This is a genomic window from Streptomyces sp. GL_140 (assembly GCF_057834465.1).
Genome location: NZ_CM174404.1, coordinates 2,100,319 through 2,125,468 on the forward strand (window position 1 = coordinate 2,100,319; position 25,150 = coordinate 2,125,468).

A 25,150-nucleotide genomic window follows, 5' to 3' on the forward strand; every position below is an offset into this window, starting at 1 on the left:
CATGGCAGAGATTAGCTATCCGTTCAATGCGGATAACGCGGACGGTGGCCGAGCCATTGTGTCTCAGACTCAGTGGCAAAGCATGGCCCACATGTGGGGCGGCGACCGGGTCGACTACACCCTAACCGCTGCTGCCTACGACTCCGACGATCTGCCATTCGGCGGGCGCGTTGTAAATGGTAGGTCAGTCGAAGTGAAGCCTGGAAAGGCCTGGGTAGGGGGCTTCTATTACCAGCTCACCGCCACCAAGTCAGTGACCATTGAGGCAAACCCGGGCACGAAGGCCCGGAAGGACCTGGTAGTCATTCAGGCGGATATGGCTCAGTCGGCCGTGAATCTCGCGGTAGTCAAGGGAACTGCCGGCGCTTCCCCTGTAGCGCCAAAGCCCCGACGTGTCGTTGGTGGCCTCTGGGAAATGGCCTTGTTTGAGGTGGACGTTGCTGCTCTAGATGCTTCTGTGGCCATCTCTAGCCGCATGTCTTTCAACGCACCGCCAACAATCGCAACCCCCTGGAACACGGAGGCCACGGCGGCTCTACTGCCCCGCGGTTCGATGGTCTACGACCTGGACGTCAATGCGACCGGCGCCCAGTACGAAGCCTTTAACTCGCGCGATGGCTACGTCGTTACCCGCGACCTGGGGCCCACTCGCACCTACACGCCTAACTGCGCCAATATCAATAACCCGTCAGTCCGTCAGGGCCGTTGGCGCTATATCGCCCCCAAGGTGGTTTGGTTCACCGCCCTCCTGAGGAACCCGGGCGGCTCTGATCTGAAGCTCCATCAGGGTCAGTGGACTTTCGGCTTCACGCTGCCTACTCCGGCAAACGGCCGAATCGGGCAGGTCTTCACGGGTCATATGTTCAATAACAATTCTGGCAGCCCGGACATGCCCAACTTCGTACAGCTCCTCGCAAAGGTAAATCAGGGCTCGGACTCTTCGACGGCTTGGTTTTACCAGCAGTCAAAATGGAGTGCCGGCGACGGCATGGACGGAGTCGACTTCCTTCCCCGTCGCGGTGACATCACCATTTCCGGAGTCTACGAAACCGCCTAACCTAAGCAGGGAGAGCACATGGCACGACTTCTCTTCGGCGGCACTGCCGCTGATGTTGCTGAAGACACCTCCGGTGTCCGAGTCCCGGGGATTGTAGGAACACTTTGGGACGGCCCCGCAGAGGGCGCTGTGCAGGTCACCGATCTACTTCAGACTGACGGCACACCCATAACGGTCATCATGTCTGACCAATACGGGATGCTCCCACCCTTTTATGGCCCCGACGGATCCCCCGAGCGGCTGTACGTGGATTTCGGCGGAGGAGTTAGAACGGCAATCCTCTCCTCTGACGTGGGAGACCGCTTTGCCAGCCACCTGGTAGCGCCGGACCCTCACGGCACTCAAGCGGCCGTCATGACTGAGATTGATGCTCGCGTGGGTGCTCCTGGGGGCCTGGTGCCCCTTGGCACTGACGGCCTGGTCCCACCGCAGTTCATCCCGGCTTCAGGACCGCCCACGGCCACTGTCGCGGCCTTTCTCGCGATGCCGGCTCCGGCCTACATCGCTCACCGCGGTTCGGGCATGGAATACCCAGAACACACGATGGCCGCCTACGACGCTGCTCTGACCTCTGGCGTTCGCGCCATCGAGGTTTCTGTGAATGTCACCGCCGAAGGCATTCCAGTCTGTATTCACGACCAGACGCTAGACCGGACGACCAATGCCACGGGGCCAGTCGTTGACTGGGTCTACCCCTCGCTTATCAACGGCGTGACGGTTCAGCCCAAGCAGATCCTTGGCAACGGCTGGGCACCTCAGCCTCTTCCTAATCTGCGCGATGTGCTCGACCGCTTCCTAGGGAAGGTGGTCATCTTCCTGGAAGCCAAGAGCAATGAGGCGGCTCCGATTGTCCAGAGCATCTTGCAGACGTATTACCCAACGGCGAATCAGTCAGTGGTCTGGAAGGCGTACTACAAGTCGCCAACCTTCGCGACAATGAAGGCGCGAGGGTTCACCACCTGGGGCTACGTGGACGATGCCACCACTGACGCGGATCTCGCTACGTACGGACCCAACATCGACATGTGGGGAGTCCCCCATACGATGCCTTCGGCTCGCATTCAGGAGATCGTCAACCGTCCTGACGGCAAGAAGGCAATTTGCTGGGAGGTTCACCGCCGGAGTCAGCGCAACACCCTTTCAGGGCTCGGTGTCTGGGGAATGATGTGCGCCCAGTACAAGTGGGTTTCGTACACCAAGCAGATTCTCAAGAAGGACAATTGGGCGACTCAGGTAAAGGCTCCTGGGGACATGGGCCGCACATACTACAGCGGCACACGCGATCTCAAATACGATGGAACCGGCTGGGCCTACATGGACGTAACCGGCGATGCTGTACTCATCGGCTCCTGCTCCATTCCCGAGTTTCCCACGAACGGCTACCGCGTCACCTTTGATATGAAGTACGACGGCACGGTCCCAACGAACGAACACGCGGGTGTCGTTTTCGGTAAGGCCGATGACAGCACGTACCAGTTCGGTGCGGCCAACCCTGCCGGCGGCTATCACATGGCTTTCCGCGGAAACGGTGACCTGCAAATCTTTAGCCACACCGCAGGTGTAACGAGTGGAACGCAGCTCGCTACAGCAGCCACCGCCGCGCCTGTGGCGGGCCAGGTTATGTCTTTTCAGATCGATGTAACTCCGGCCAACGTCAAGATCACGCGCCTTGACGTCACTCCGAATATCACAGTCACGAGCACTAACGCGACCTACCGAGGTGGCTATATCCATGTCTCGGGTGGCTCTGTTAGCAGCCTGACTAACCGTCCGCGCTGGCGGAACCTGACCGTAAATGCCCTGTAGGGCTCACTGACCGACTAGCGCGACCGAGGCGGCCCCTGATTCCAGGTGGCCGCCTTTGTGTTGCCCTGAGCCCAACAGAGGCGCGTATGACTCCAACCCAGATCCTGACTGCCGGCGGAACGCTGGCGTCCCTCGTAGCGGCTCTAGTCGTCGTCCTCGCAGCCGCTCGTACCAGCTCCGCCCGCGTATGGCGCGAAGAGGCCGAAGCACAGAAGAGCCGAGCCGACCGACTAGAAAGCTCGCTCTCCGAGATCAAGGAACGCCTTTCTCGGATTGAGGCCGAAAACAAGAGGCTGATCAGCCTTCTCACTTCTCTCGACCCTGACCGCCTTGCCGTTCTCCGGCTGGCGGCTAACCCCCTGGAGGACTAATGGCTACTCCGATGACCCCCGCGCAGATCAAGGCGCAGCTTGCCAAGTTCGGAATTCCGTTCGCGGAGTACAAGAGCTGGGCAACCCACAATCGAAACCACAAGGGCGCGTGGGGGCCCGTACACGGATTCATGGTTCATCACACCGGCTCTGACTCCAAGGACCAGCGGGAGCTTTTGTATGCGGGTCTCAGTGATCTACCGGGCCCGCTTGCCCAGTTCGGCCTTGCCCAGGATGGAACGGTGCACCTGATTGGCTGGGGCCGCGCGAATCACGCCGGTGCCGGCGACCCCGACGTACTCGCTGCGGTTAAGGCTGAGACCGCACTGCCGACTGACAATGAGTCGAGCGTCGACGGAAACAGCCACTTCTATGGCGTTGAGATCTGGTACTCCGGCTCTCACAAGATGACCGACGCTCAGTACGCCACCCTTCGGAAGCTGTCTGCGGCAATCTGCGATTTCCACGGCTGGACCGAGGGCTCTGTCATAGGTCACGGCGAGTGGGGCAGCCCCGGCAAGTGGGACCCGGGTTACGCGCCCGGAAAGATGATGGACATGAGCGCCGTTCGCGCGGACATCAAGGCCACCATCGCGGAGGGCAAGCCCTCCAAGCCTGTTCCGCCGAAGCCGAAGCCGGAGCCTGAGAAGCCGGCACCGCGGCCTGACGTTCCCGCATTCCCGGGAACCTACTACTTCCGCGCCGGGGCAAAGAACCAGTTCGTTACGCAGCTCGGCCGTCAGCTCGTCAAGAAGGGCTACGGCCGGTTCTACAAGGTCGGGCCCGGTCCCCAGTGGACTGCCGTTGACCGCGCGGCTGTTCGTGCCTTCCAGGAGGCTCAGGGCTGGTCCGGAACGGGAGCCGATGGCTACCCCGGGCCGCAGACCTGGAAGCGCCTGTTCTCCTAACCCCCCTCTTTGTTACCTCACATGGGATGTGATGCATCATCAACAACTTCGTATCGACTCACGCTGTCCGTATCTACGCTGTCCTGGTCGCTGTGGCGGCCCTGCTCAAGGTCTACGTTCCGGGTCTCCCTGACGGCCCGTGGCTGGCTGTCGCTGCGGCCGTCCTCGGCCTGGGCCTCGGTGAGGCCGTGCAGCGTCACGAGGACACCAAGACTCTGAAGGCTCTCTACGAGGACAGCCCCTTTCCCTCCGAGCTTCAGGGCAAGTCTGCCGAATAGCCGGCACGCACCCTAGAAGGTGCTCCACCCAGGGTTACCGACAACGCAAAAATGCCCCCTCCCGTATCGGGAGGGGGCATTTTCTGCTTTTACTGGCCAGACCGCATGTTATAGACGTACCGCCCAAAAGGGGTCACGTTGCCGTCAAAGTCGAGAATCTCCAAGTTCCGGAAGCGAGCTTCCGTCATGCCCAGCTTGGGCAGCCTGCCGCTGGTCGTCGGCAGCTCTCCCAGGTACTGGCCCAAGAGCTTTATGTTGTTCTCCGTCAAGGCCTTGATTCTCTCGGTAAGAGTCCACTCCTGAACCTTGAGCGACCGCTCACACCCGCTCGCGGTGCGCTTCTCCCAGGAGGGCCGCACACCCGCGGGGATCACGATCGGCGTGTAGTGGCGTCGCGCTTCGGCTTCCGGGTCTCCCCCACCCTTACGCCCAGGACGCTTCAAGGCCGTGGCGACAGTTCGTCGTCCGGCAGCAATGAGGGGGGCGAGGAGCTCCCTCAGCTCCTGGTCGTGCTCCTCGGTCAGGTCTATCTCGTACTCCACCCCATCCAGAGCGAAGCGAACAGTGGTGATCTCGCCCGGCTCGGTGGACTCCGTACCGTCCACATCGTCAATCATGATCAGTCGGGTGATAGTGGCCATGTCTCTCCCCAGGGCATGACTGAGGCCCCGCCAAACTGGCGGGGCCTCAGAAGTTCGTCTATGCGGTTGTACTGGTCTCGACTTAGGCGTGAGCCGCGTTGTACGCCTCACGGATGGGCGCGGGCACGCGGCCCCGGTCCTTGACCTCGTAGCCGTTCTTGGCGGCCCACTTCCGTACTTCGTCAGCACTCGGCCCGTCCGTCGACGCGGGAGCGGAGGACCGCGCTCGGCTCGTGCCGGCGGACGCCGTACGGGTGCCCGTACGGCGCCCACCCTTGACGAACGGCTCCAGTGCCTTACGCAGCTTCTCCGCCTTGTCCGTGGAGAGGTCGATCTCGTACGTCTTGCCGTCCAGAGCGAACGTCAGCGACTCGTCCGCCTGCCCGCCGTCGATGTCGTCGACAAGGAGAAAAGTAACCTTCTGAGCCATCGTGCTTGCTTCCTTTGTTCTCGAACACGCGGTGTAGTTTCCTGGGGAAGGGCCGGGCGGGTCCGGTATCCCTACGGACCCGCCACTTCCCAGCGCCTTTAGCGCTCAGCCGCTATGCGAGGCTGTCATAGTCAGCCCTTCCCATCAAGCGTTTTCAGTCATGCCACTTTCCCGCAGCCCACTTTCGACAGAGCGGTGTGTACCGCCCTTGCACTACCCGCGATGCAGACGGGCGCTTATGTGGCAGGCATGACGGGACGACAGGCCTTCGGCCCACAGCTTCAGCGACGGTCATGTCGCGTCGATTCGTCCATAATGCACCCTCCTGAGTTGCTCGCTGACCTCGGGTGCGCTTGGCCTGCCTATCCAGAAAGACAATCTGCCAAACGCCCTTCTGGCGCCTCTTGTAGATCCCGAAGCGGTCCGTGTCCCCTAGCGGGTGCTGTCGCAAGCGAGCCGCCCACTCGTGAAGTAGACGGGTGGCAGTCCCCTCATCCTCTGTGGTATCGAGGACGGTTTCCGGGCTGCGGAGGCTCATAGAAGCGACCATGGCGATTCCTTACGTGCACGTGATCTAGACATCACCAATGGGCGTGAAGGCGTCAGGGCTCAGATATCCGACGAGAGCGCCCGTGTGCTCGTGGTAGACAGGCCGACCGTACTTGACGGCACTGACATCCCGGATCTCGGCAGGGTCACGGTCCGTGGCCTCACCACCTACCGAGGGAGCCGGGGCCCACCAGATCAGAGACTGAAGCGCCCCCGTCAGGAGTACGGCGCCTGTCGCCACATCCCAGATCTCGTACCTACCGCTCTCCGTGTACCTCACTGCGGCAAGCGTTGATTGGGACGGTTCCGCCGAGTGCTTCCCGCCCTTACCCCCGAACAGGAACCGCGAGTCAGCGTCCTGGGGAAGCCCACGGAGCTCGCCACGCGTCCAGCCGCCGGCAGGCTTCTGCCCCTCCTCCTGCTCCTGGTGCTCAGGGCTCTCAACCACTGTCATGGCTGCCTCCGTCTCCAAGTCCCTTAGTGCCCCCATAGTTGTAGTCGTGCCTCCTGCGGCCCTGTAGATCGGGTCCAGCTTTGCAATCGCCGCGTTAGCGGCTTTGGCGTCACCCGGTTCGTCCGAGCAAGCCAGGGCCTCCAAGGTGTCCAGCACCCAAGCCAAAGTCGGCAGGGATACGGCGCCAGACACTCCCCTGGAAGTCTTCTTCAGACTGTCCATCTCGGCCTTGATCTCGGGGGACTCGTCCCCTTGCATCACGCTCGACCCGTCAAGCATGTCCAGGACTTTGTCAGTCAAGACGATCTTGTGCACGTACTTTTCTCCTCTGTCTACCGAGTGCCTACGCACTCGGGTTGGGTGCCGCGGCCTTCTTTGCGGGCGCCTTCTTGGCGGGGGCCGTCCTGCTAGCCCTGGCTCGTGCCGGCGGAGGGACAGCCGCGGTGGCCTTGCTCGCGGGTACCGCTGCCTTCTTAGCAGGGGCCCGCTTCCGCGCGGGCCGCTTCACCGGGATCGGGGCGGGCTGCGGATCAACTTCCACGGGAGCATCCACGAGCCGAAAAATGGTCGGGTTCTGCCCAGGGCGCTTCTGTCGAACCTGTGTCACCTCCACATCCGGCATCTCATCGGCAATGTTGAAGATCTGATCCGCCGTGTACCGAGAGGACAGAGCACGATAGAGCTGCGTACTGGTCATCTCCCCGCCGTACATCCGCAGCTTTTCGCGGATTTTCACGTCCAGCGGCAGGACCGTGCGGGCCTTCTGCACGTTGGTCTGTGAAATCAGTTGCTTGATCGACGCTATGGAGTACTCAACGAAAGCCTGAGCCGCATCAAGGGCTTTGACGCTGATCACGGTCTTTCGCTCCGCAGCAGTGAGAATGCAGGCGACACGCATAACCTGCTCTTCAGCCCGCTCGAAGAAGCACGAGACATCGTCCGGAAGCTCTTCCATCTCATCTTCGTAAGCTGCCCGCATGTCGTCATAACGCTCTGCGGCAGGATCACTTAGAGCCATCTCGCGAACCTCCTTACGCGCCCACTCGTACGCCAACCGCAGGGAGGCGCTTACCTTGATTTCACTCAAGGGGTTGCGCTTGTGCTTGGCCGTTCGCAGGAGCTTGGATCGCTTCACCGAGACGGTAAGAATCCGGTTGAAAGACCCGCCCTGAGCTTCTGTAAGGCTCACATACTTAGCCCAGGCAGCGGGCTGGATATGGCCATGAAACCCGAGTGCAGGCGTTTCTACCGTTACCTCTACGCGCTTGCCATCCTTTTTGGTGACGTTCGAGACGCGCCCGCCATCCCACGAGGTCCTGAGAACACCGGAGTATTTCGGGCATCGATTCGTGAGCTGGAGAGTGGTGGACCACTCCTCATCAAGGATGAGCGTACGGCCGTCCAACCCTCCTTCCGAGGTCATGGAATCGTGTTCGTTCTCGGCCATGACCTGTACGAGTGAGGGGCCCGAGGAAATTCCTCCCTCTCTGCGGAGCGAGAGGAAGTCTCCGATAGCATCCTTGACTATCACTTCCGCGGTTGCGAGCGCATATCCCTTGCGCCCCACCCGCGACGGGCCGGCAAGTGCCGTCCACACGACCGACGGGCGCCCGTTGGGCTGCAAAATGTTGCCGTTCAAGGCAGCCGAATACAGGGCCAGTACGGCAGCGTGCACGCCTACCGGATCCGCCTCTGTGTAGGGCATTGAAGCTCTAACCGCCATACCGATAGGGCCGTAGGCCATAGGCTTATAGCGAGCCTCTTCGTCCATAGCCTTCCTCTCTTCAGTTGAGTTTGGTACGTCACATCAGAGCGTGAGCGTCCATGGATGGGGCCGGAGCTATCCCTATTCCGGCCACAACCAAAGCAGCTCAGAGCCTGCCCTTACTCGAACTGTCTCTGAATATCTAGGTCCCCGGAGATTCCCAGGGCGCGAGCAATCCACGTTGCGGCTGCGTCATACGAGGCGAGCCCCGATTTGTACGGCCACGGCTCGGGGTCGTCCTCGTGTCCGTCCCACTCGGTCGTGTCTACGAAGTAGCGCCCATCCTCTCGGCCTATCCGTGCTTGGCCGTTGGGCAGAATGACGATGGCCTTACCAGGCTCCACCACGTCGACGTACACAACCGAAGGTTGAGTGTCCATCAGGCCCCCAACCTTTTGCGCTCTACCCCAAAGGCGCGAGCGGCGACACGTACGAGAGCGCGAGCCGAATTCATCGGGTCCGCGTACCCGTTCGCCGTTTCTCCGAGAGACTCACACAGCGCGGTGTAAGCCCGGATACGGGCACACGGGGTCTCCATACCAGCGGCAGCCCTTGCCCCGTATCGAGCCGACCGGACGTCCAGCTCCCAAGCTTTTATTGCACTCACCGCTTGGCCTCCTTTTCAGTGCTCCACCGAAATCCGCTTGTATTCACGTACTCCCCCGCAATGGACACGGGGTCTACCACCCAATGCGCCGTCATGACCTTGAACGGACCCAGAATTTGAACCGCAAGACCGTCCAGGAACGTGTCTGACACGGTACCGGCGGGCATGGGCTCCGCCCGGATCCCTACATACGTCCCGTGCTCCGTCAGGTCTGACGCAGTTCGTACGGTGACGTCCACCCGAGAAACCTCCGGGGTCCAATGGATGTCAACGCGATAGGCGAATCCTTCCGTCTGCCCAACTGCCATATGCGTATGTGCAACACGCTGCATCAGCCCAGAGCCTCTCTCAGCGCTTCGCGGGAGGCCTTAAGGAACTCGGCACGTGCCCGCCCCTTACTCGTGAGAGTCCCGCCATGTACGAACCCATAGCGCTCCAACTTGCGAACCACGCTGGCGCGGCCGGCAACAGAGCCATCCCAGATCAGGGCGGATATGAGTACGTCCTCTTGCGCATTCGTCAGAATGAAGAAGTCCAATGCTTTCCCTCCCGATAGTTGACCGAGCAAGAGACGCGGGGACTATCCCTTTCCCCGCGCCCCAAGCTCAGCCAACTAGCGGGCGCGAGCGTTGTTCAGCGCCTCTACCGCTGCCGTCTGGAGTTCCTTGGGCAGGCACCCTTTGTGGCGCCTTGCACGCCGCATGTGGCTGTAGAACATCAGGCCTTCCCAGGTGACCCCATCCTTTCCGCACCCGAGAATGCATCGAACCTGCCAGTGCGTGTCACTGCCCGGATATGGGGCCAACGGCTCCCACCCAAGCTCATGAATGCGCGTCAGCGCCTTAGCGGCTGCCGCTATGTTCCGCATGCTTGCCCCCGTCTTCAGAATGGGGTCAAGCTCGGGAAGTTCCGGGGTGTGCTCAGTCATTGCGTCTCTCCTTTAGTCGGTTAGGCGGTAACGCTGTAGCCGAGGGTGCCGTTACTGTCCACGGTCCACACTTCCCCAGGATCCAAGACGAGATCCGGGATTGTAATTTCGGCTCCGCAGTTGTCGCAACGGAACCCTCCTGTAGGCATGGCACCAAAGGGCGCCTTACTGCACGCCGAACAGATAATGATTACAGTTTCCTGCACTGTCGATCCTTCCGTTAGGTACAGAGCAAGGGGCACGGACGGCTATCCCTATCGTCCGTGCCCCAAACTCAGCTACTACCTTCTAGGAGCGAGTACCGTCCGGAACTAGAATGGGCACCGGTCGATTCTCGAAGGTGCCGTAAGTGGCACCTGTTTCACAGTTGAGGCGCTTCATGTGCTGCGCATCCCCGATCGGAATGCGGTCGATCGATTCAACGCGGTACGCATTGCCGTGGTCGAAAATGACCAGGTCCCCAGGCTTGATCCACTCAGAGTGCGTGACCCGCAGCCTGTACCCAGTCCAGTCGTCCCCCCAGACTGCCGGCCGTGACAGAAAATTACTCCGCTTGATTCGCGCCATGGGAGGAGCGATACGGCTCCCAATGATCGAGGAGCTTTCCGGCGCGATCGGCCCAGTAGTGGCCTCCCATTGGCGAACCCACATCCGAGGCTGTTCAACCAGCACCGACCTCGTGTGAACGGTGCACAGAAGAATTCCCCGGCTGCGCTTCTCGTTCTCCCTGCCCTCCGTAATCCGCACCTCTACGGCAGGCTCGGGGCAGTGGCCGAGCCAGTCATTTATGAACACCTCACAAAGATGCCCGCCCGGCGTCACGTTCTCCAGGGCCTTTTGCGCACCCTCGCGGGTGGGAGCCTCAGCTATCCACTCGTGCTCATCCTTCGGAGCGTCCCATGCGTAGGCGTACCATTTCTCGGTAAGCCCATCGTCCGTCCCTTGCACGAGGACTACGTATCCCCGGTATTCCTCCGTGTGCTGCTTTCCGAGGTACGCAACGCCGTCCCAACCATCCGGGGAGCTCCAAACCGTTTCCATGTTTTCCCTTCGCCGCGCCGCAGAGCGTGTCTCTAGAGGCCCGATACCGGGGGCAGAGTGGCACCGACCGCGTGAGCGGCTGCACTTCCCTGCCCCTGATATTGAGTCGCTAGCTACGCTCCCCAGTGCTCCGAAAGGCCGTCGCCCTTGCACGCTGCGCATTCGCACGTGCGGACCTGGTGCAGCTCGCGAGGGTGGAACAGTGCTTCCCGCTGCCACGGGGCATCGTTGCTGGTCCACGTGTAGTGGACCTTGACCATCTCCCCGCAGGTTTCGATCACATGCGCTTCAAAGACAAAGGGGGATCGCACGGACTTAAGGCTGCTGCGGCTGCCCGGCACGTGGTAGAACGGCCTCACCAGGACGAGCCGACCGATCAACGATTCCGGCGAGTGCCCGTGATGCGTGATCGGCTCCCCGATCGGACGGGTTTCGCTGTTTCCCCACGTGTCGTGACTTACGTACGTCTGCATTACCTGTCTCCATCTCTCCGCCCGTAGGCGGACATGAGAGGGGCACGGAGACCTATCCCTTGACCCCGTGCCCAACGAACTCAACCCCGCGGTGGTGCTGTGCCGGCGGACGTACGTCCCCCTGGGCTCAGTTACAGGTACAGGCAGCGTGGGCAAGCCTTCCGGCTACCGCGAGCGCTTCCCATGCAACCTGCTCCGCAGACATAGCCGTTTCGCTCACCGCGTCGGAGAGTTCCCGTGAGAGTCTGTCCAGCTCAGCAAGCGCCGCATGCAAACGGCACTCCTTCGGCACCTTCGACATCACGGGTTTTCCCCTCTCCTCTTTAGTTCACGACACAGCACGCGGTATGTGCGTATGTCTGCGTTGCGAATGTTCCAGGGGCGGTACGCCCCGCAGTGATCGAGCTGATAGCGCTTGACCCTGATTTCGTCACGGATAAACAAGGTCGACATGGCCGCTACTTCCCGCCAGAATTCCCGACGGGCAGCAGCCAGCATGCGGGCATCCCGGTTTCGGAGCGACCTCACCACTTCCGCACGCCGTACGGGGTCGCTCATGTCCCCATACATCGACCCGTACATGTCGAGGTAGGCGGCGTAGTCCCGAGGACCCTTCCGCCGCGTGAGAACATAGTTCACTTGGGTGCCACCGTTTCCGCCTCCACCTCAGCCAGACCAGCGGAAAGGATGACGTAGCCGTTTTCCTGCAACGTCTTCAAAGCCAACTCGACGGCCGGGCGGCCCTTTGCCCGCAGCTCCTTCCCCGAGTAGGGAAATTCCCGGTCCGAGTGTTCGTCGTCCCATACGGCAAGCATCAGCCGCTTTACCTCATCCAAGGAATCAGTCTCCACCTGCCAGTGGCCTTGAGACCCGTTCCGAATAAGCCCCACCGTGAACATGTCCGACCTTTCGCTTACCTACTGTCTGACGCAGTAGACAGAGGGGCACATGGGGCTATCCCTATCCCATGTGCCCGTGCTGCCGACTACGGCCTAACGTGTGCGGTAGCGGGTCTTACTCAGGTTGAGCTCTACGAATGAGGGGCCGATTCCGTATCCTGCGGCGTAGTTCACCGCATCCTCGTACCGGTCAAATCGTGTGTGCCAATGTGGCCCGATGTGAGCTACGTACATTTCTGCCCCTACTTAATCGGCATGCTTGTAGTGTCCGGCTCGTTTTCCTGGCGGTGCGATTCACACCGCGCCTGGCACGTAAAGTGCCTGTCTCCAAACCTTTCCGTGCATACCCAATGCGTCGGCGTCTTGTTACAGAAGGGGACACAGATAACCCCTTGCGCCACCGCATAACTGCTGTAGTGAACCCCTACTCGCTTTGACATTTCACGCTTCCCTGTCGAACGGGTGATAGAGGGTGCGCCATTCGAACCTGTCCGGGCCGAGAGTCGCCCCCGAGGTGATCCGACCCATGACCTTTCCTCGGAGTTCCCGCCCGATCTTTCGGGCCTCAGCACCCGACACATACGGGGCGCGCTTGAGTTCCGACATAGGACCGGTGACCTTGACCCATATCGAGCCGTGCCCGTTGTCCTCACGGGCCACAGTGAGAGCGCTCATGCCTCCACCACCCGAAAGCCACCACGAGCGCCACGGAGAATGAGCCTGGACGGGTAGTCAAACGGGCAACCCGTACGAAACTCTTCCGCGTCCTCCCAATTCTCAGGAGAGTAGGGGTAGAGACTCGCGGTCACGTCGTCCACGCCGCATTCACCAGAGAACTTCTCAAGGGCGGTGACAGCCCCTTTCAGGTTCTCAACCGTGGTGAGCCCAAACCCACTCTGCGGAATGCCCGTGTACATGTAGACAATCCAGCGCGGTCCCGCTTCCTGGCAGGCCTTGCACGTGACAGGGAGTTCCTTGCCCGACATGTAAGAGCTAGGACTCATGATGCCGGACCGCCCGCACCATGTGATGTTTTCACCCATTCGGTCGTCGTACTGAAACTCTTCCCCCTTCAGGGCATGTTCGACGGCACTGAACTCACCTATTCGCACGATGATCCGCGAAGTCTTGGGCATGTGGGTATCTCCTCGTTCTCCACTACGTCTGTCGCAATGGGTGAGAGGGTGCACAGGAGCTTATCCCTAGCCACTGTGCACCCGACTCCCCTACGAGAGAGCTACGCGTCCCAATGCCTGTACTCAGACCGGTGAACGTAGATCACGCTGCAATGCCTTCCGTCCGCGTGAAACTGATCTATGCGGCTGTACGTGAAACCGTGGAAAACCTCGTACGTCATACTGCTACCTCCCTTCGAATGTGCGCAGAGCTCTGCCGTTGCCGGCCTAGCTACCCAACGGGTGTGACACGAACGTTGGTGCCGTTCATGCTGGCGTAGCCCGTGCGATAGATATCTGTCTTGACGCAGATGCCAGCGTGCGCCCTACTGCGCGTGAAAGCCTCTACGGTGCGGATCATGTTTCCCCACGAGCGCACTTGGTAGGCGAACGGCCCTTCCGCATCCGTGATGCTCACCTGGAAAACATCGTGGTTGACGTTCTCTCGATGGAACGAGAACGCGTTGAGCTGGATCATTCCGCGCTCACGTGGCGCACTCGCCTTGAACTCTGCCGCTACTGCCATTGCTTCCCCTTACGGGTATCTGTGGCCCCTAGGGCCCTTGCAAGTGCCTAACCGACACTCCCCCCGACTCACTCACTCTCAGGGGCTTAGAGGCACACTCTCGGCCGTCGCTCTAGGCATTGGCCGTGCGTGCTGGACGCCTCATGTTGGGTGTGTGAGTCGTAGGAAATCTCAGTTGTTCGCATGCGCCTTACTGCGGCTACTGGGCAACGCACTCTGACCACCTCTGCGCGTGTCTTACTGGCACTCTCGCGTCACTCATACCGTCCCGCTCAACAGGCCCCACAAGGGGTCAAGGAGTCATGGGTAAACGGCGTCCGTAACGCTGCTGGCACGCACAGAGTCAGTCTCGGTTTGATTCGCTTCACCGCACTCTGTTTCGCATGGATCTACTCATTGTCCGGGTGATCATGTCCGGTTCCTCAGCACTCCCGACGCTTTCGCGCTCTCAGCCGTTTGCGGCAAGGTCTCAGCCTCGCTCGGTACTGTGGGAAACACCCCGTATTCGCTTAAGGGTGCAGTGCCTATGTATTGAGTTCTCAAGGAGCTACGCAGTCGGCCCTAGAAGGGCCCTGACGCCGATGGATAGGAAACGGTGCGTTGGTAGCGGCTAAAGCCGCCCTAGGCGCCATCAGGGCCGTTTCCGGGCCCGGTGAGTGATGGACACTCACCCGCTCCTATGTGGTGGAGACCGTGCGCTCATTTCGCTACCCCCTTTCCTGTCCGCCCCGTTCGGTGGGGCGGTTGGTGACAGGGAGGACATTGCCCGGACTCATCACGGGAAGCAAGTAGCGATGCAAGGGTGATTCAGGAAGCGCACGCGCGCACATTGGGCACTGCTAAACCGCAGGTCAGAGGGTATGTCCTCGCGGCCGGCGAAAGGGACAATAACCCACAAATAGACCCCATCACGGGAAGCAAGTTCTTTGCCTTGCCTTTACCTAAGCCCGTGACATATAGGGACATATGGCAGTGCTGACAAAGCGTCAGAGTCAGTAGTATTAGTGCTTATGGTGCTTACAAGGGAGGTGTTTTTGACGTCCTGGTGAGCAACATTGACGGGTCGTCAGGGTGATCTGATGTCCGCTCAGATGGAAATGCATGTCATCTGATGGCTAGTCACACTACTGGGCAGTACCTGACGGGCAATTAGTCGCGCCTATTGATGCACCAATTGAGTTATGCATCATTATCATTCACAAGCGCACAAGTAATTATTGTTACCGCACCCCATGTGGTGCACATATACGGGGGTAATATAACGAGAATGCAGACAGGAGGACCGCAGGGGCGCCTTCCTGTCATCGTGTACGGGTTTAACATTTTTCACAAAGGCACAAGCCGTGCCCCCTCAGACCCCTTACGACAGCCGGCACACCTTACCGCGGCCTCCCCCCGGCCCTCCACGAGCCTCCGCAGGGCCTCTAATGTTGCCTCACTTGGGTGCGGTAACAACATTATTGGTGGTCTCGGTCACAGCACTGTCCTGGGAGTCTCCATAGGACACGTACGTTAACTATGGCGGGGTTGCTCTATACCCCGCCTCACACAGTAGCTCTGCCGTTGGCAGTCATACTTTCCAATCTCGCTGACGGCCCCCTCGGAGGCCGATAAGCTCTACTACCTCTGACCCCAGCACTGAAGGTAGACAGCTATGTCTCACAGCACCTTCTCTCAGCCGGTTCGCATCAAGGCGCCTACCAAGCCGAACCTTTCGGGTTTCCTGAGGCCGGCAGATGCTGAGCGTGACGCACTTGAGGAAGACGCCATGGTTAAGGGCGTCAAGTATGACGGAATGCACTTCATCGGCATTACAGCTGAGGTGTTCGAGGTTGACGGCTGCCGCTTTGAAAACGTTCGATTCACTGGGAGCACTTTCGAGCGCGGCCAGTTCAGCAATGCCGAATTCGAAACCTGCGACTTCTCCCAGTTGACTGCCCATGACGTTTCTCTAATTCGCTGCACCGTTAGCGGCAGCAGGATTACAGGATCGTCCTGGAAAGCTGGCACCATCCGTGATGTTCAGTTCTCTGGCTGTGTTGCCGCCCCGGCCATGTTCCGGGGTATGAAGCTCTACTCTGTGACGTTCGAGGATTGCCGACTGATGGGTGCCGACTTCCAAGGTGCAGAGTTTCACAGTGTGCGCTTCGTGAACTGTGACCTGAGCGGAGCACAGTTCGCCAACGTCAAAGTGGGGACAGCCCGATTTGACTTCTGCACCCTTAGGGATGTTGGAGGGGCTTCAAGTCTGAAGGGGGCAGCAGTACGAGGCCCAGGAGCCATGGAACTGGCCCTGAGCCTCGCACGAGACGCCGGTATTCGCTTCGAGGACTACTAGGCAGCCCGCGCCGGGTCGTAGCCGGCATAGGCAGCGTCGGAGATGGTGCGGGCCACGTGGGGGAAGTCGATGTTCTTCCCCCACGTGGTCAGCTCGTCCAGGAGCAGCCGACCGTAGGGGGTGAACTTGTCCCGCTGCTTCAGCAGATCCTCGCACGCGTCGCTGAGAGAGGCCGTGTAGAGGTCTACGAGCGTGGTTTCGCCCTGGTGGTCCTCCATGTACATCAGGGGGACCGTCACGGCTGCGGCGTGGAACGCCTTGTCCAGCGGCCGACGCTGACCGATCTTGACGGCCGAGAGAGCGCGGTGTTCGTCAGCCTCCAGCTCGATGGAGGTCAGGTAGAACGTGCCGTACACGGCGTCGCCCAGGAACAGGTTCAGGTGGAGGGCCTCGTGCACGAGGCACATGGCGTAGTCCATCGTGGTCCACGTCGAACCGGGGCTCATGACAACCAGCCCCGGAAGCTGAGAAGCGGAGCCTCCACCGTCCTGTCCACTGTTCAGAACGACGACATCCGCGACCATGAAGTCAACCAGGGTGCGGAGGTCGGGGTTGATCCTCCGAATTAGGCTGAGCGCATCACGAATGCTGCTGTCCCAGGCCTCACGGGTAGGCCCATCGGTGGGGGTGGCTCCCCCCAGGATGTGAGGGAAGACGCCGTTGTTGGCGCAGTATCGGGCCCACCTTCCATCCTCATAAGCGATGTTCAGGCCCTCGTGTGCGATCGGCATGGGCCGCAGTTCGGGCGCGGAGATCGCGGCACGGTAGGCGCTGGGCAGTCCTTCGATGCTCGGCGCCTCACCCGTCATGGCGCGCACGAAACGGGCGGCGTTCAGGTACGTGTGGCCGAGGTTCATGAAGTGCATTAGGGCTCCTCCCTAGGGGTTAAGCGCGTGCCCGGAGGGGAATCCCCTCCGGGCACGCTTAGGGCTTTACTGCACGCGCGCTACGTGGCCGTTAGGCGACGTCGGAGACCCAGCCGCCCATCATGGCGTTGTTGGCGTCCGCCTGGGCCCGCTCGACGTTGGTCCGAACGGCCGCCACCTGCTCCGCGGACTCGTCGGCCGCGCTGGCCACGATGCCGGCGAACGCGTCGCTGGTCGTCTTCAGGGTGCTGTTCATATCGAACCTCCTGGTTGATGGTTGGGTCATTTGACGGTGCACCTTCGTGGACGCACCAAGGAAATGGGTTTCCTTGGCTCCACGGCTCCCGCGTGCACTCGGGAGGTCTGTCTCCACCCCCGCCCCGTGGGGGAACGAATAGCGGGGGTGGAAGTCTGTAGTAATGCTGGGGCCCACTCCGACCGCCAGCCCTTCCAAAAGCAGACGGCCGGAGTGGGGATTTGCCCGTCACTCTGCTGGGCTCCCAGATACGCGGGGAGATTGAGCGTTCTGGTTCCATCCAGCAGAGTGACGGAGCTAATGAAAGGTGGAAGTTTCGTCAAGAGTCTTACGGTCAAGCGACAGCGGGAAATGTACGAAGGACAGCAGACCTTTCCGTTCGCAGTCCTTGCCCCACAAGGCCGCTAACCATCCACCGCCGTGGACTTCTGGAATCGGCCGAAGGGTCATCAGGTGCCGCTGATCATGGTTGTGCGGAGGTAGCTGACAGGTCAGGACCTCGGGAAGCTGACCCCCATAGCGGCTGGTCCCGGGGTGGCAACGTCGGGAGAGTTCAACGTGGTTCGCTCTCCACCAGGCCAGAGCGCCACACATACGATGTCCGGTACGCACGGCAGTTCAGCTAGGCCGCTGTCGGCTCCACGGTCTCAGAACTCTCGGCGGTGTACGCCATATCCATGATTCTGTTGAATACGCCGTCCACGTCATCCCGTGCACCAGCCAACCGGAACTTCCGGGCCGCTTCCCAGAAGATCCGAAACTCAGAGTTCCGCATCGAGTCGGCGGCGTAGCGAATGAGGGACTCCGTTGTAAGGACCCCGGTCCTGTGTTGGACGGCCCAGAGGGAAACCCAGCGGTTGACGTGAAAGATCTTGGCCCGAGCCATCTCCGAGCCAGCCGGAACGCTCTCAGAAGCCGTTGTCCTATCGATCATGAGCGCGATGTGATCGAACGCGGGGGCTGGGGCGGGTGAACCTTGCCGTGACGTGCATGAAGACAGGGCCTCTGGTGCAGCACGAGGGTTGCGAAGCCAACTCGTGAGGTCCGGGAGGCCCTGCTGATGCAGTTCTACGCTGTCACGCCGATCGCGTTCAACTCGTCTGCTCCATCGTGTGATTGCCTGGCGCATCGGTTCGGGAACGCGGGCGACCGTCCGAACAGGATGCGCAGGTATCCGTCGGACATGACGGACGCGCAGTGGGCGGTGGTGCGGGATGCGCTGCCGGTCCCGGCGTGGCTGGAGGGCCGGGGTGGGCAGCCCGAGGGCTACTGCCACCGGCAGATGTTGGATGCGATCTTCTATGTCACGGACAACGGGATCAAGTGGCGGTCGATGCCTGCCGACTTTCCCGCCTGGGACCGGGTGTATGCCTGTTTCCGCAGGTGGCGGGAGCAGGGCCTGGCTCGGGAGTTCCACGATCGGCTGCGTGGCCGGGTCCGTCTCGCGGAGGGGCGCGCGGTGGAGCCGACCGCGGCGATCATCGACTCACAGTCCGTCAAGGCCGCCGCTTCGGTCCCGGGGATCACGCGCGGCTACGACGGCGGCAAGAAGATCAACGGGAGGCGCCGGCACGTCGTCACTGACACACTCGGCCTGCTCCTGGTGGTGCTCGTGACCGCGGGCAACGTCACCGACCGGCAGGCCGCCGGCCTCCTGCTGCCCGGGCTGCGGGCACGGTTCAGGAAGATCACGCTGGTGTGGGCGGACGGCGGCTACCGCGGGCGGCTGGTCACCTGGGCGAAGGAGAAACTCCAGCTCACGCTGGAGATCGTCAAGCGCAGTGACGACATGAGTGGGTTCGTGGTGCTGCCGAGGCGGTGGGTGGTCGAGCGCACCCTGGGGTGGCTGATGCGCTCGCGGCGCCTGGTGCGGGACTTCGAGACGCTGCCCGCCTCCAGCGAAACGTTCATCTACTTCTCGCTGGCCATGCTCATGAGCCGCCGCCTTGCCCGCCGGGCCGCACCGGCCCCGTCGGCCGACTGGTCGAGCTGGGAAGTCGCGGCGTGAACCGGCCCGTCGGCGACGCTTCCAGCCAGCCCCGCTGAGCCAGCCTCTTCGCCTTCGAGCGCACGCCCTCGATCTTCCCCGGCACCGCCTCGAGCCCGAGCCGGACGGCCAGCTCCTTCGCCGACACCCCCTCGCCTCCAGCCGACTCAACCGCGACGAGCCCGACGATCCGCCGGTAGTCCGCCACGAGCATGTCCGTGCTTGCCCCCGCGTGCCACAGCGGCACGACGGAACCTGCGACCGGAGCGTGGTCCGCCCCTGGCGGCTCGTGGGCTGGCTCCCGCACGTCCGGGCCGGGAGCGGCCAGGGCCTCGGCCAGTTCCGTCCGGGCGATCACCCGGCGTTCCAGCACCGCTTCCGCGTCTGCGAGTTCAGCGAGAATCCGCTCGGATTCCTCGCGAAGCTCCTCCGCCCGCACCCGGGCAGTCGTCTCCCGCTCCTCCAGCAGTCCCATCACCGACGTCACCGGGCACCTCCGCGTCACCGAGCACGAACCGAACGACCGAACCCTGCACCGGTATCACCGACACCATGCCTGATCAGCGGAAACTCAACGACCACATCCGGTAAGACAACGGCTTCTCACTCCAGACGGCCGCCATCAGCGGGTTGGCCTCCTCGTCCGCCAAGAGGCGTTGATGCATCCTGGCGGTAACGAGGTGGGCCCGCTCGCGGTGCTGCTGGTTGCTCTGCCGCAGCCGTTCGACCTGCACCAGGACTCCCGCAAGTACAGCCCCGGCCAGTACGTAGTTCTTCATGCTCTCTCTTCCCGACCTGCTCTGTGTTGTAGCGGTCACCTGGGGGCTTCAGGGGGTCTCATGTCCAGAGAAGACCCCTTCGACCAGTAGGCATCCGCCGGAATGTTCGTCAGCTCCGGGTGCCGGCGGCTGACATCGTCGGGGCCGTCTTCGATCGTGCGCAGATCCTCTCCCTGCTGCATGAGGGCCTGGTCCAAGGACACTCCTACTGCCTCGAAGAGCATCGGAAGCGCAACGAAGACGGCATCAACTCGCTTCTCTTCCTCGCTTACGTACTCGTCTGCCGCAAGGCGTTCCTCTGCACGGGCCCGCACATAGCCTTCGACCAAGAGAGCTTTGAACTGGCCCAAGTTGAGGCCTCCGAGTTCCTCGCTGCCGCTCACGTCGCCCTCCTGGTCCACTCTCGACTGACTTCCGTGTAACTGGCCTTCCGCAGTTGGCTCAGAACGGCTTGCCGGCGAGGGCCACCAAGTAGAGGGCGCACCCAGGCGACTCCGTGCACGTCCACGAGAACCCGGCAGACGCGTCCTGTGCGCTCGTCTACGACAGCCTGACCAGTGAACGGTTGGTAGGGAGGCCGGAGTGCTCTCACAGGATGTCGTGGAGCCGCACAAGCACCCTCTTCACCACCTCGGTCGAGTTGTCGTAGCGAGGCAGCATGACGGGTTCGGGGGTCAGCCTGTGGAAGGCCCGTGCTTCTATCGCGTTGGGGAGGTCCGCCACTGCGGCGGGCTGGTGACCAGTGCCAAGTTCGGTGCTCACAGGGGCTCCCTGCCCTTCGAGTCAGCTTCGGGCTTCTGGTTCCAACCTTGGACCCCAACTGGCTACGCTGACCAGGTAAGTCAAGGTGCGTAGTGAGATCCCGCAGAAACAGGGGTAGTGACGTGGGCCGACCGCGTAAGGAGCTGGACAGGACAACGCCAGCAGGCTTGCTAGGTGCGAAGGTCAGAGACTTGCAGGACCTACGGGGGCTCACCGCCAAGGAGTTAGCTGCGAAGCTCTTCATCTCAGAAACTCGCCTGATCAAGATCCAGACGGCCAACGATCCGCCGAACAAGGAGATGGTGGAACGGCTCACGGCCGTCCTGGACGCCGGCGACTCTCTGACTGAGCTGTATCCCCTGATGAGCCTTGCAAGCTTCAAGGACTACGCGCGACCGTTCCTTGCGAAGCAGGCCAAGGCCAAGACGATAAAGGAGTTCTCTCTCCTCATCCCTGGCCTGCTCCAGACACAGGCGTACGCCGCAGCACTCATGCGGCTGGGTGACCCTGAAGGGCGGGAAGAGGAGATCCGGGTAGCCGCTGAGCGTCGGTACGAGCGGCAGGAGGTCTTGGAAGGGGCGGATGCTCCCTGGCTGTGGGTCGTTCTCGACAGGGGAGCACTCACCAAGGTGATCGGTTCGCGAGCGATCATGCGCGAACAGATGGAGCATCTACTCAAGGTCGTACAGATGCCGAACATTCACGTACAGATCCTTCCGCCTCACTGCCCGACTGTCGGCGGATCCATTAGCGTGCTCACCTCGCGTACTGGTGAGGTCTCCGCGTACACGGAGGGCTTCGACGTAGGCCGGTACATGCTGGATGCTGAAGACGCAGAGCGGTTTCAGAGGATCTATGATCAGCTCCACGCTGAGGCCCTATCGCCCAGCCAGTCAGAAGAGTTGATCCGGGAAGCACTGGGGACGTACACATGATCACGCAGCCTGCTTGGCGCAAGAGCACGTACAGCGGCCAGAACGACAACTGCGTCGAGGTCGCCACGAACGTTCCCGGAGCTGTCTCCGTCCGGGACACCAAGGACCACAGCCAAGGAGCATTCACGGCCTCCCCCAAGGCATGGTCCAACTTCGTTGGCTTCGCCAGGGGTCAGAGCGTCTGACAAGCCACGTACACTTAGAGCTGAGGGCCCTCCCCCATATCCCTGGGGAGGGCCCTCGTGCGTCTCTAGGACAGCCAGGCTAGGCAGTGAGAGCCTTCCCACCGCCGTAGCGGTAGTAGGTGGCCTGAGAGATTCCCAGGGCCTTGCACATGTTCTCTACCGTGGCCCTCTTACCAGCCCGCTTCAGCCTCTCAGCGGCTGCCTCGATGGTCTGTGCGTCGATGACCTTACGAGAGGTGGTAACGGCGGTGAGAACCTTCTCAAGCTCCCCTGTCGCCTCCTCCGCTTCCAGGGTCAGGTTCTCAGCTACCTCAGTGAGAGTGTCGAACTGCTGCACTGCTGCCTGAGACTGAGAGAGCACGAGGGAGGTCTGAGAGGTCACAGTGCGAGTCAACTCCACCGTGAGGAAGTCGATCATCTCAGCAAGCTCCCGCTTCTCCTCAGCAGCAGTCTTCACCTGAGAGGGAGTCTCTGCCATGTGCACCAGGTGCGCGATGGTGAGAGGGGGCACGCAGGAGACGGCTACCACCAGGTGAGCAGAGCTGGTCATGTAGTCCTGTTCGATCAGGTGAGAGATCGACTGGGCCGACATCGCCAGGGTGAGAGCTGCGAGGGACCCCATGAGAGCCGTCACCTGGCCCGGTAGCTGCATCTTGCGGCGGTAGGTGGCGATGGCCCCGGCTGAGAGGGCATAGACCGAGAGGCAAATCGGCATGGCTGGTGCGTAGTTCTCAGACCATCCGGCGGTTCTCGCCAAGGCCACCTCTCCTGGGATGGAGAGGTAGAGGGCTGCGACGCACGCGGCTGGCAGCGCTACGTACAGGATCCCCTTGAGGTACCAGGGCAGGGCTGAGCTGGACACAAGAGTGCCTTTCAGTTGCGGAAGTTGGGTTAGGCGTTGGTTCGGCAGTCGGCGCACAGATCAGCCGTGACACCGAGGCGGAAGGGCCTGCCGCACTCCTGGCACTGCGAGCGCTTGGCGCGAGGGGCAGCAGCCGCTGCCGGCGGACGGATCTCCGCCTTCTCGGGCTGGAACTTCTCAAGCCGGTGCGTCACGAGAGCCGCCGCGGATTCGATGGTTGCGGGAAGCGCACGAGTGAGAGCGGTGATTACCTCCATCTCGTGGAGACCATCACTGAGCCACTTGGAAGCCTTCGGCGCGAGCCGCATGACTTCCTGAGGGGACAGCCTCAGCCGACGCTCGAAGCTGCCCAGGCGACCCAGACAGACGGCAGCCCGAACGGTCACCGCGTCAGCGGTGCCGGAGGCGCTGTTGTCGCTGTCGTTGCCGAGAGAGGAAATCTCCTCCCCCTCCTGCTGCTGGCTCTCGCCCTCGCAGCCTTCAGGCTCCGGGGCGGCCTCGGGGAGGAGGTCATTTCCCTCGTGTATTACTCCCTTGGGATAGCCGCCGACAGCCTGACCAGTCGGGAGACCGACCGTCGGCATGTGGTCAGTCGGGGAGTCCGTGACGGAGGTGATGGTGACCCAACGGCCAGTCTCTGGGTCCTGAACGCGGGCACGCTTCACGTAACCAGCGTCGATCAATTCGTTCATGGCGTTGGAGACAGTGCGCCTGCCGTTAGGCACAGCAGAAGTGACACGCTCGACCGTGGCGCCGTTGGCGTCCGGGAGCGACAGGAGACGGGTCAGCAGGCCGACAGCCTCAAGGCTGAGGGTGCTGTGACGTGCGATCTCGTTGGGTATCTGGACATAGGCACGAACGTGCCTTGTACGCTGGACCTGCATCTAGAGCTAGCTCCTCTAGGTGGAGATGGAGATGGAGATGTAAGACCCCGGCAGCGTTGGCGCGCTACCGGGGTCTCTTGCTTCCCGTGAAGCTACTCCTGCGGATCACGGGAGGCAAGTAGGTTGGGGTGGGTCAGTCGTCCGCATCTTCGGCTGCAACCAGGACGTCTCGGATGTCAGCCATGGCATCATCAGAGAGCATGGGGACGCGTGACAGCCAGTGCGCAAGCCACTCGCTTCCGGTCATGTGGGCAGGTCACCACCTTTGGTGAGGTATCAGTTTCATCGAAGAGGAGAGTGCACGTCTTCGACTGCTTCTCCTGCGCCATCCACCGCATGGCGCCCATCTGTGAGCACTGCCGGGTCCAGATCATCGGGCAGGGCGTCGAGGTGGAGGGGCAGTGGTTCTGCGGAGGGCACTGCGCCCGCGCGGAGGGGAAGGTGGGCATCACCGACCGCGTTTGACCCCTCCGCGCTCCCGGGCTCCCGCCCCGCCCCTCCCCCCGCTCCCTTCCCCCACGACCCCGGACGGCCACCCGGCCTCCGGGGTCCTCGCCGCTGGGGGTACCGTCGTGGGCGTGTACCGCTTTGTGCTGACCCGGCAGTGGGTGTGCCTCACCCTCATCGGCCTCGTCCTCATCCCCGCGATGATCAAGCTGGGGTTCTGGCAGTTCCACCGCCATGAGCACCGGGTCGCGCAGAACGAGCTGATCGCGAAGAACCTGACCGACAAGCCGGTTCCCATGGGCCAGGTCACCTCCCCCGGCCACACCGTCCCGCGCGCCGACTTCTGGCGTGCCGTGACCGCCACCGGCAGGTACGACTCCGCGCACGAGGTCGTCGTACGGATGCGCACCTCGAACGACGGCAAGGTCGGCTTCCAGGTCGTGACCCCGCTGGTGCAGGACGACGGCAAGGTGGTCCTCGTCAACCGCGGCTGGGTGGCGGGCGGCGACGATCCGCGCGCCTACCCTCCGGTCCCCGCCGCCCCCACGGGCGAGGTGACGGTCACCGGCCGGCTCAAGGCCGACGAGACCAGCGGCGACAGCGGGATCAAGGACCGCAAGGGCCTCCCGGACCGCCAGGTGATGCTGATCAACAGCGAGCAGCAGGCCGAGTCCCTCGGCAAGCCCGTCCTCGGCGGATACCTGGAACTCACCGCCCCCGTCCCGGCGGACGGCAGGCCCGAGGTGGTCGCCGAACCCGACCACGACTCGATCGGGCCGCACATGGCCTACGCCGTGCAGTGGTGGCTCTTCACCCTCGGCGTGCCGGCGGGCTGGATCATCCTCGTACGGCGCGAGAAGCGCGACCGCGAGGAGGCCGCGGCGAAGGCCGCCACGGAGCGGGACGAGGAGTCGGCGGCGGCACCGACGGCGTAGCGTACC

29 protein-coding genes are annotated in these 25,150 nt (G+C 62.0%); 10 read left to right on the forward strand and 19 right to left on the reverse strand.

The window, feature by feature from the left end; all coding sequences use genetic code 11:
* Nucleotide 1 precedes the first annotated feature (1 nt).
* From AC3IYJ_RS09835 to AC3IYJ_RS09850, 4 genes are all read left to right on the forward strand, one after another.
* Nucleotides 2–1,057 carry a hypothetical protein gene (locus AC3IYJ_RS09835; protein ID WP_489400925.1) on the forward strand — a complete coding sequence of 352 codons (1,056 nt, stop codon included), beginning with the start codon at nt 2–4 and terminating at the stop codon, nt 1,055–1,057.
* Nucleotides 1,058–1,075: 18 nt separating this feature from the next.
* Nucleotides 1,076–2,863, forward strand: a complete 1,788-nt coding sequence (locus AC3IYJ_RS09840) for a glycerophosphodiester phosphodiesterase (RefSeq protein ID WP_489400926.1) — start codon at nt 1,076–1,078, stop codon at nt 2,861–2,863.
* Nucleotides 2,864–3,245: 382 nt separating this feature from the next.
* A complete protein-coding gene (locus AC3IYJ_RS09845; RefSeq protein WP_489400927.1) occupies nt 3,246–4,142 on the forward strand; it encodes a peptidoglycan-binding protein in 897 nt (298 codons plus the stop codon).
* Nucleotides 4,143–4,234: 92 nt separating this feature from the next.
* Nucleotides 4,235–4,420 carry a hypothetical protein gene (locus AC3IYJ_RS09850; protein WP_489400928.1) on the forward strand — a complete coding sequence of 62 codons (186 nt, stop codon included), beginning with the start codon at nt 4,235–4,237 and terminating at the stop codon, nt 4,418–4,420.
* Nucleotides 4,421–4,509: 89 nt separating this feature from the next.
* On the opposite strand, the gene AC3IYJ_RS09855 is transcribed toward AC3IYJ_RS09850, so the two are convergent.
* The 10 genes from AC3IYJ_RS09855 to AC3IYJ_RS09900 form a co-directional block, all read right to left on the reverse strand.
* Nucleotides 4,510–5,061 (reverse strand): histone-like nucleoid-structuring protein Lsr2, encoded by a 552-nt coding sequence (locus tag AC3IYJ_RS09855; RefSeq protein ID WP_489400929.1) that lies wholly within the window; start codon nt 5,059–5,061, stop codon nt 4,510–4,512.
* Between the two features lie 82 nt (nt 5,062–5,143).
* A complete protein-coding gene (locus tag AC3IYJ_RS09860) occupies nt 5,144–5,491 on the reverse strand; it encodes a histone-like nucleoid-structuring protein Lsr2 (protein ID WP_489400930.1) in 348 nt (115 codons plus the stop codon).
* Between the two features lie 574 nt (nt 5,492–6,065).
* Nucleotides 6,066–6,809, reverse strand: a complete 744-nt coding sequence (locus AC3IYJ_RS09865; RefSeq protein WP_489400931.1) for a hypothetical protein — start codon at nt 6,807–6,809, stop codon at nt 6,066–6,068.
* Between the two features lie 28 nt (nt 6,810–6,837).
* The gene (locus AC3IYJ_RS09870) at nt 6,838–8,265 is read right to left on the reverse strand and encodes a DUF3987 domain-containing protein (protein ID WP_489400932.1); all 1,428 of its coding nucleotides are present in this window, start codon (nt 8,263–8,265) and stop codon (nt 6,838–6,840) included.
* Between the two features lie 113 nt (nt 8,266–8,378).
* Nucleotides 8,379–8,618, reverse strand: coding sequence for a hypothetical protein (locus tag AC3IYJ_RS09875; RefSeq protein WP_489400933.1), 240 nt, complete (start codon nt 8,616–8,618; stop codon nt 8,379–8,381).
* A gap of 1,464 nt (nt 8,619–10,082) precedes the next feature.
* Nucleotides 10,083–10,742, reverse strand: coding sequence for a hypothetical protein (locus AC3IYJ_RS09880; RefSeq protein ID WP_489400934.1), 660 nt, complete (start codon nt 10,740–10,742; stop codon nt 10,083–10,085).
* 206 nt (nt 10,743–10,948) lie between these two features.
* Nucleotides 10,949–11,308, reverse strand: coding sequence for a hypothetical protein (locus AC3IYJ_RS09885; protein WP_489400935.1), 360 nt, complete (start codon nt 11,306–11,308; stop codon nt 10,949–10,951).
* A 635-nt stretch (nt 11,309–11,943) separates the two neighbouring features.
* Nucleotides 11,944–12,144, reverse strand: coding sequence for a hypothetical protein (locus AC3IYJ_RS09890; RefSeq protein ID WP_489400936.1), 201 nt, complete (start codon nt 12,142–12,144; stop codon nt 11,944–11,946).
* Nucleotides 12,145–12,878: 734 nt separating this feature from the next.
* Nucleotides 12,879–13,343, reverse strand: a complete 465-nt coding sequence (locus tag AC3IYJ_RS09895; RefSeq protein ID WP_489400937.1) for a hypothetical protein — start codon at nt 13,341–13,343, stop codon at nt 12,879–12,881.
* Between the two features lie 271 nt (nt 13,344–13,614).
* Nucleotides 13,615–13,908: a hypothetical protein gene (locus tag AC3IYJ_RS09900; protein ID WP_489400938.1), complete on the reverse strand. Its 294-nt coding sequence runs from the start codon at nt 13,906–13,908 to the stop codon at nt 13,615–13,617.
* A gap of 1,654 nt (nt 13,909–15,562) precedes the next feature.
* Here AC3IYJ_RS09900 and AC3IYJ_RS09905 point away from each other — a divergent pair.
* Entirely contained in the window at nt 15,563–16,246 is a 684-nt protein-coding gene (locus tag AC3IYJ_RS09905) for a pentapeptide repeat-containing protein (protein ID WP_489400939.1), read from the forward strand.
* Here the strand turns inward: AC3IYJ_RS09905 and AC3IYJ_RS09910 are convergent.
* The 3 genes from AC3IYJ_RS09910 to AC3IYJ_RS09920 all read right to left on the reverse strand — a co-directional run bounded on the left by AC3IYJ_RS09910 (nt 16,243) and on the right by AC3IYJ_RS09920 (nt 18,497).
* Nucleotides 16,243–17,112, reverse strand: coding sequence for an aKG-HExxH-type peptide beta-hydroxylase (locus AC3IYJ_RS09910; protein WP_489400940.1), 870 nt, complete (start codon nt 17,110–17,112; stop codon nt 16,243–16,245). The genes AC3IYJ_RS09905 and AC3IYJ_RS09910 overlap by 4 nt on opposite strands.
* 91 nt (nt 17,113–17,203) lie before the next feature.
* Nucleotides 17,204–17,368, reverse strand: a complete 165-nt coding sequence (locus AC3IYJ_RS09915) for a hypothetical protein (RefSeq protein ID WP_489400941.1) — start codon at nt 17,366–17,368, stop codon at nt 17,204–17,206.
* A gap of 622 nt (nt 17,369–17,990) precedes the next feature.
* On the reverse strand, nt 17,991–18,497 hold the full coding sequence (locus AC3IYJ_RS09920; RefSeq protein ID WP_489400942.1) for a DUF6082 family protein: 507 nt from the start codon (nt 18,495–18,497) through the stop codon (nt 17,991–17,993).
* Nucleotides 18,498–18,551: 54 nt separating this feature from the next.
* On the opposite strand from AC3IYJ_RS09920, the gene AC3IYJ_RS09925 reads away from it, so the two are divergent.
* Nucleotides 18,552–19,376 carry an IS5 family transposase gene (locus AC3IYJ_RS09925; RefSeq protein ID WP_489400943.1) on the forward strand — a complete coding sequence of 275 codons (825 nt, stop codon included), beginning with the start codon at nt 18,552–18,554 and terminating at the stop codon, nt 19,374–19,376.
* On the opposite strand, the gene AC3IYJ_RS09930 is transcribed toward AC3IYJ_RS09925, so the two are convergent.
* From AC3IYJ_RS09930 to AC3IYJ_RS09945, 4 genes are all read right to left on the reverse strand, one after another.
* Complete coding sequence (locus tag AC3IYJ_RS09930; RefSeq protein WP_489400944.1) at nt 19,300–19,842, reverse strand: hypothetical protein; 543 nt, start codon at nt 19,840–19,842, stop codon at nt 19,300–19,302. The genes AC3IYJ_RS09925 and AC3IYJ_RS09930 overlap by 77 nt on opposite strands.
* 73 nt (nt 19,843–19,915) lie before the next feature.
* Nucleotides 19,916–20,134, reverse strand: a complete 219-nt coding sequence (locus AC3IYJ_RS09935) for a hypothetical protein (protein WP_489400945.1) — start codon at nt 20,132–20,134, stop codon at nt 19,916–19,918.
* A gap of 35 nt (nt 20,135–20,169) precedes the next feature.
* Nucleotides 20,170–20,517 (reverse strand): hypothetical protein, encoded by a 348-nt coding sequence (locus tag AC3IYJ_RS09940; protein WP_489400946.1) that lies wholly within the window; start codon nt 20,515–20,517, stop codon nt 20,170–20,172.
* 205 nt (nt 20,518–20,722) lie between these two features.
* Entirely contained in the window at nt 20,723–20,896 is a 174-nt protein-coding gene (locus AC3IYJ_RS09945; protein ID WP_489400947.1) for a hypothetical protein, read from the reverse strand.
* A gap of 122 nt (nt 20,897–21,018) precedes the next feature.
* Here AC3IYJ_RS09945 and AC3IYJ_RS09950 point away from each other — a divergent pair, with 122 nt between their 5' ends.
* Nucleotides 21,019–21,831 carry a helix-turn-helix domain-containing protein gene (locus AC3IYJ_RS09950; protein WP_489400948.1) on the forward strand — a complete coding sequence of 271 codons (813 nt, stop codon included), beginning with the start codon at nt 21,019–21,021 and terminating at the stop codon, nt 21,829–21,831.
* Entirely contained in the window at nt 21,828–22,016 is a 189-nt protein-coding gene (locus AC3IYJ_RS09955; protein ID WP_489400949.1) for a DUF397 domain-containing protein, read from the forward strand. Before AC3IYJ_RS09950 ends, AC3IYJ_RS09955 begins: the two co-directional genes overlap by 4 nt.
* A 79-nt stretch (nt 22,017–22,095) precedes the next feature.
* Here AC3IYJ_RS09955 and AC3IYJ_RS09960 read toward each other — a convergent pair whose 3' ends face one another.
* Nucleotides 22,096–22,878, reverse strand: a complete 783-nt coding sequence (locus AC3IYJ_RS09960) for a putative transcriptional regulator (RefSeq protein ID WP_489400950.1) — start codon at nt 22,876–22,878, stop codon at nt 22,096–22,098.
* Between the two features lie 29 nt (nt 22,879–22,907).
* Nucleotides 22,908–23,762: a hypothetical protein gene (locus AC3IYJ_RS09965; RefSeq protein WP_489400951.1), complete on the reverse strand. Its 855-nt coding sequence runs from the start codon at nt 23,760–23,762 to the stop codon at nt 22,908–22,910.
* A gap of 297 nt (nt 23,763–24,059) precedes the next feature.
* On the opposite strand from AC3IYJ_RS09965, the gene AC3IYJ_RS09970 reads away from it, so the two are divergent.
* Both AC3IYJ_RS09970 and AC3IYJ_RS09975 read left to right on the forward strand, forming a co-directional pair.
* Entirely contained in the window at nt 24,060–24,227 is a 168-nt protein-coding gene (locus AC3IYJ_RS09970) for a hypothetical protein (protein ID WP_489400952.1), read from the forward strand.
* 113 nt (nt 24,228–24,340) lie between these two features.
* Nucleotides 24,341–25,144, forward strand: coding sequence for an SURF1 family cytochrome oxidase biogenesis protein (locus tag AC3IYJ_RS09975; protein ID WP_489400953.1), 804 nt, complete (start codon nt 24,341–24,343; stop codon nt 25,142–25,144).
* Nucleotides 25,145–25,150 lie beyond the last annotated feature (6 nt).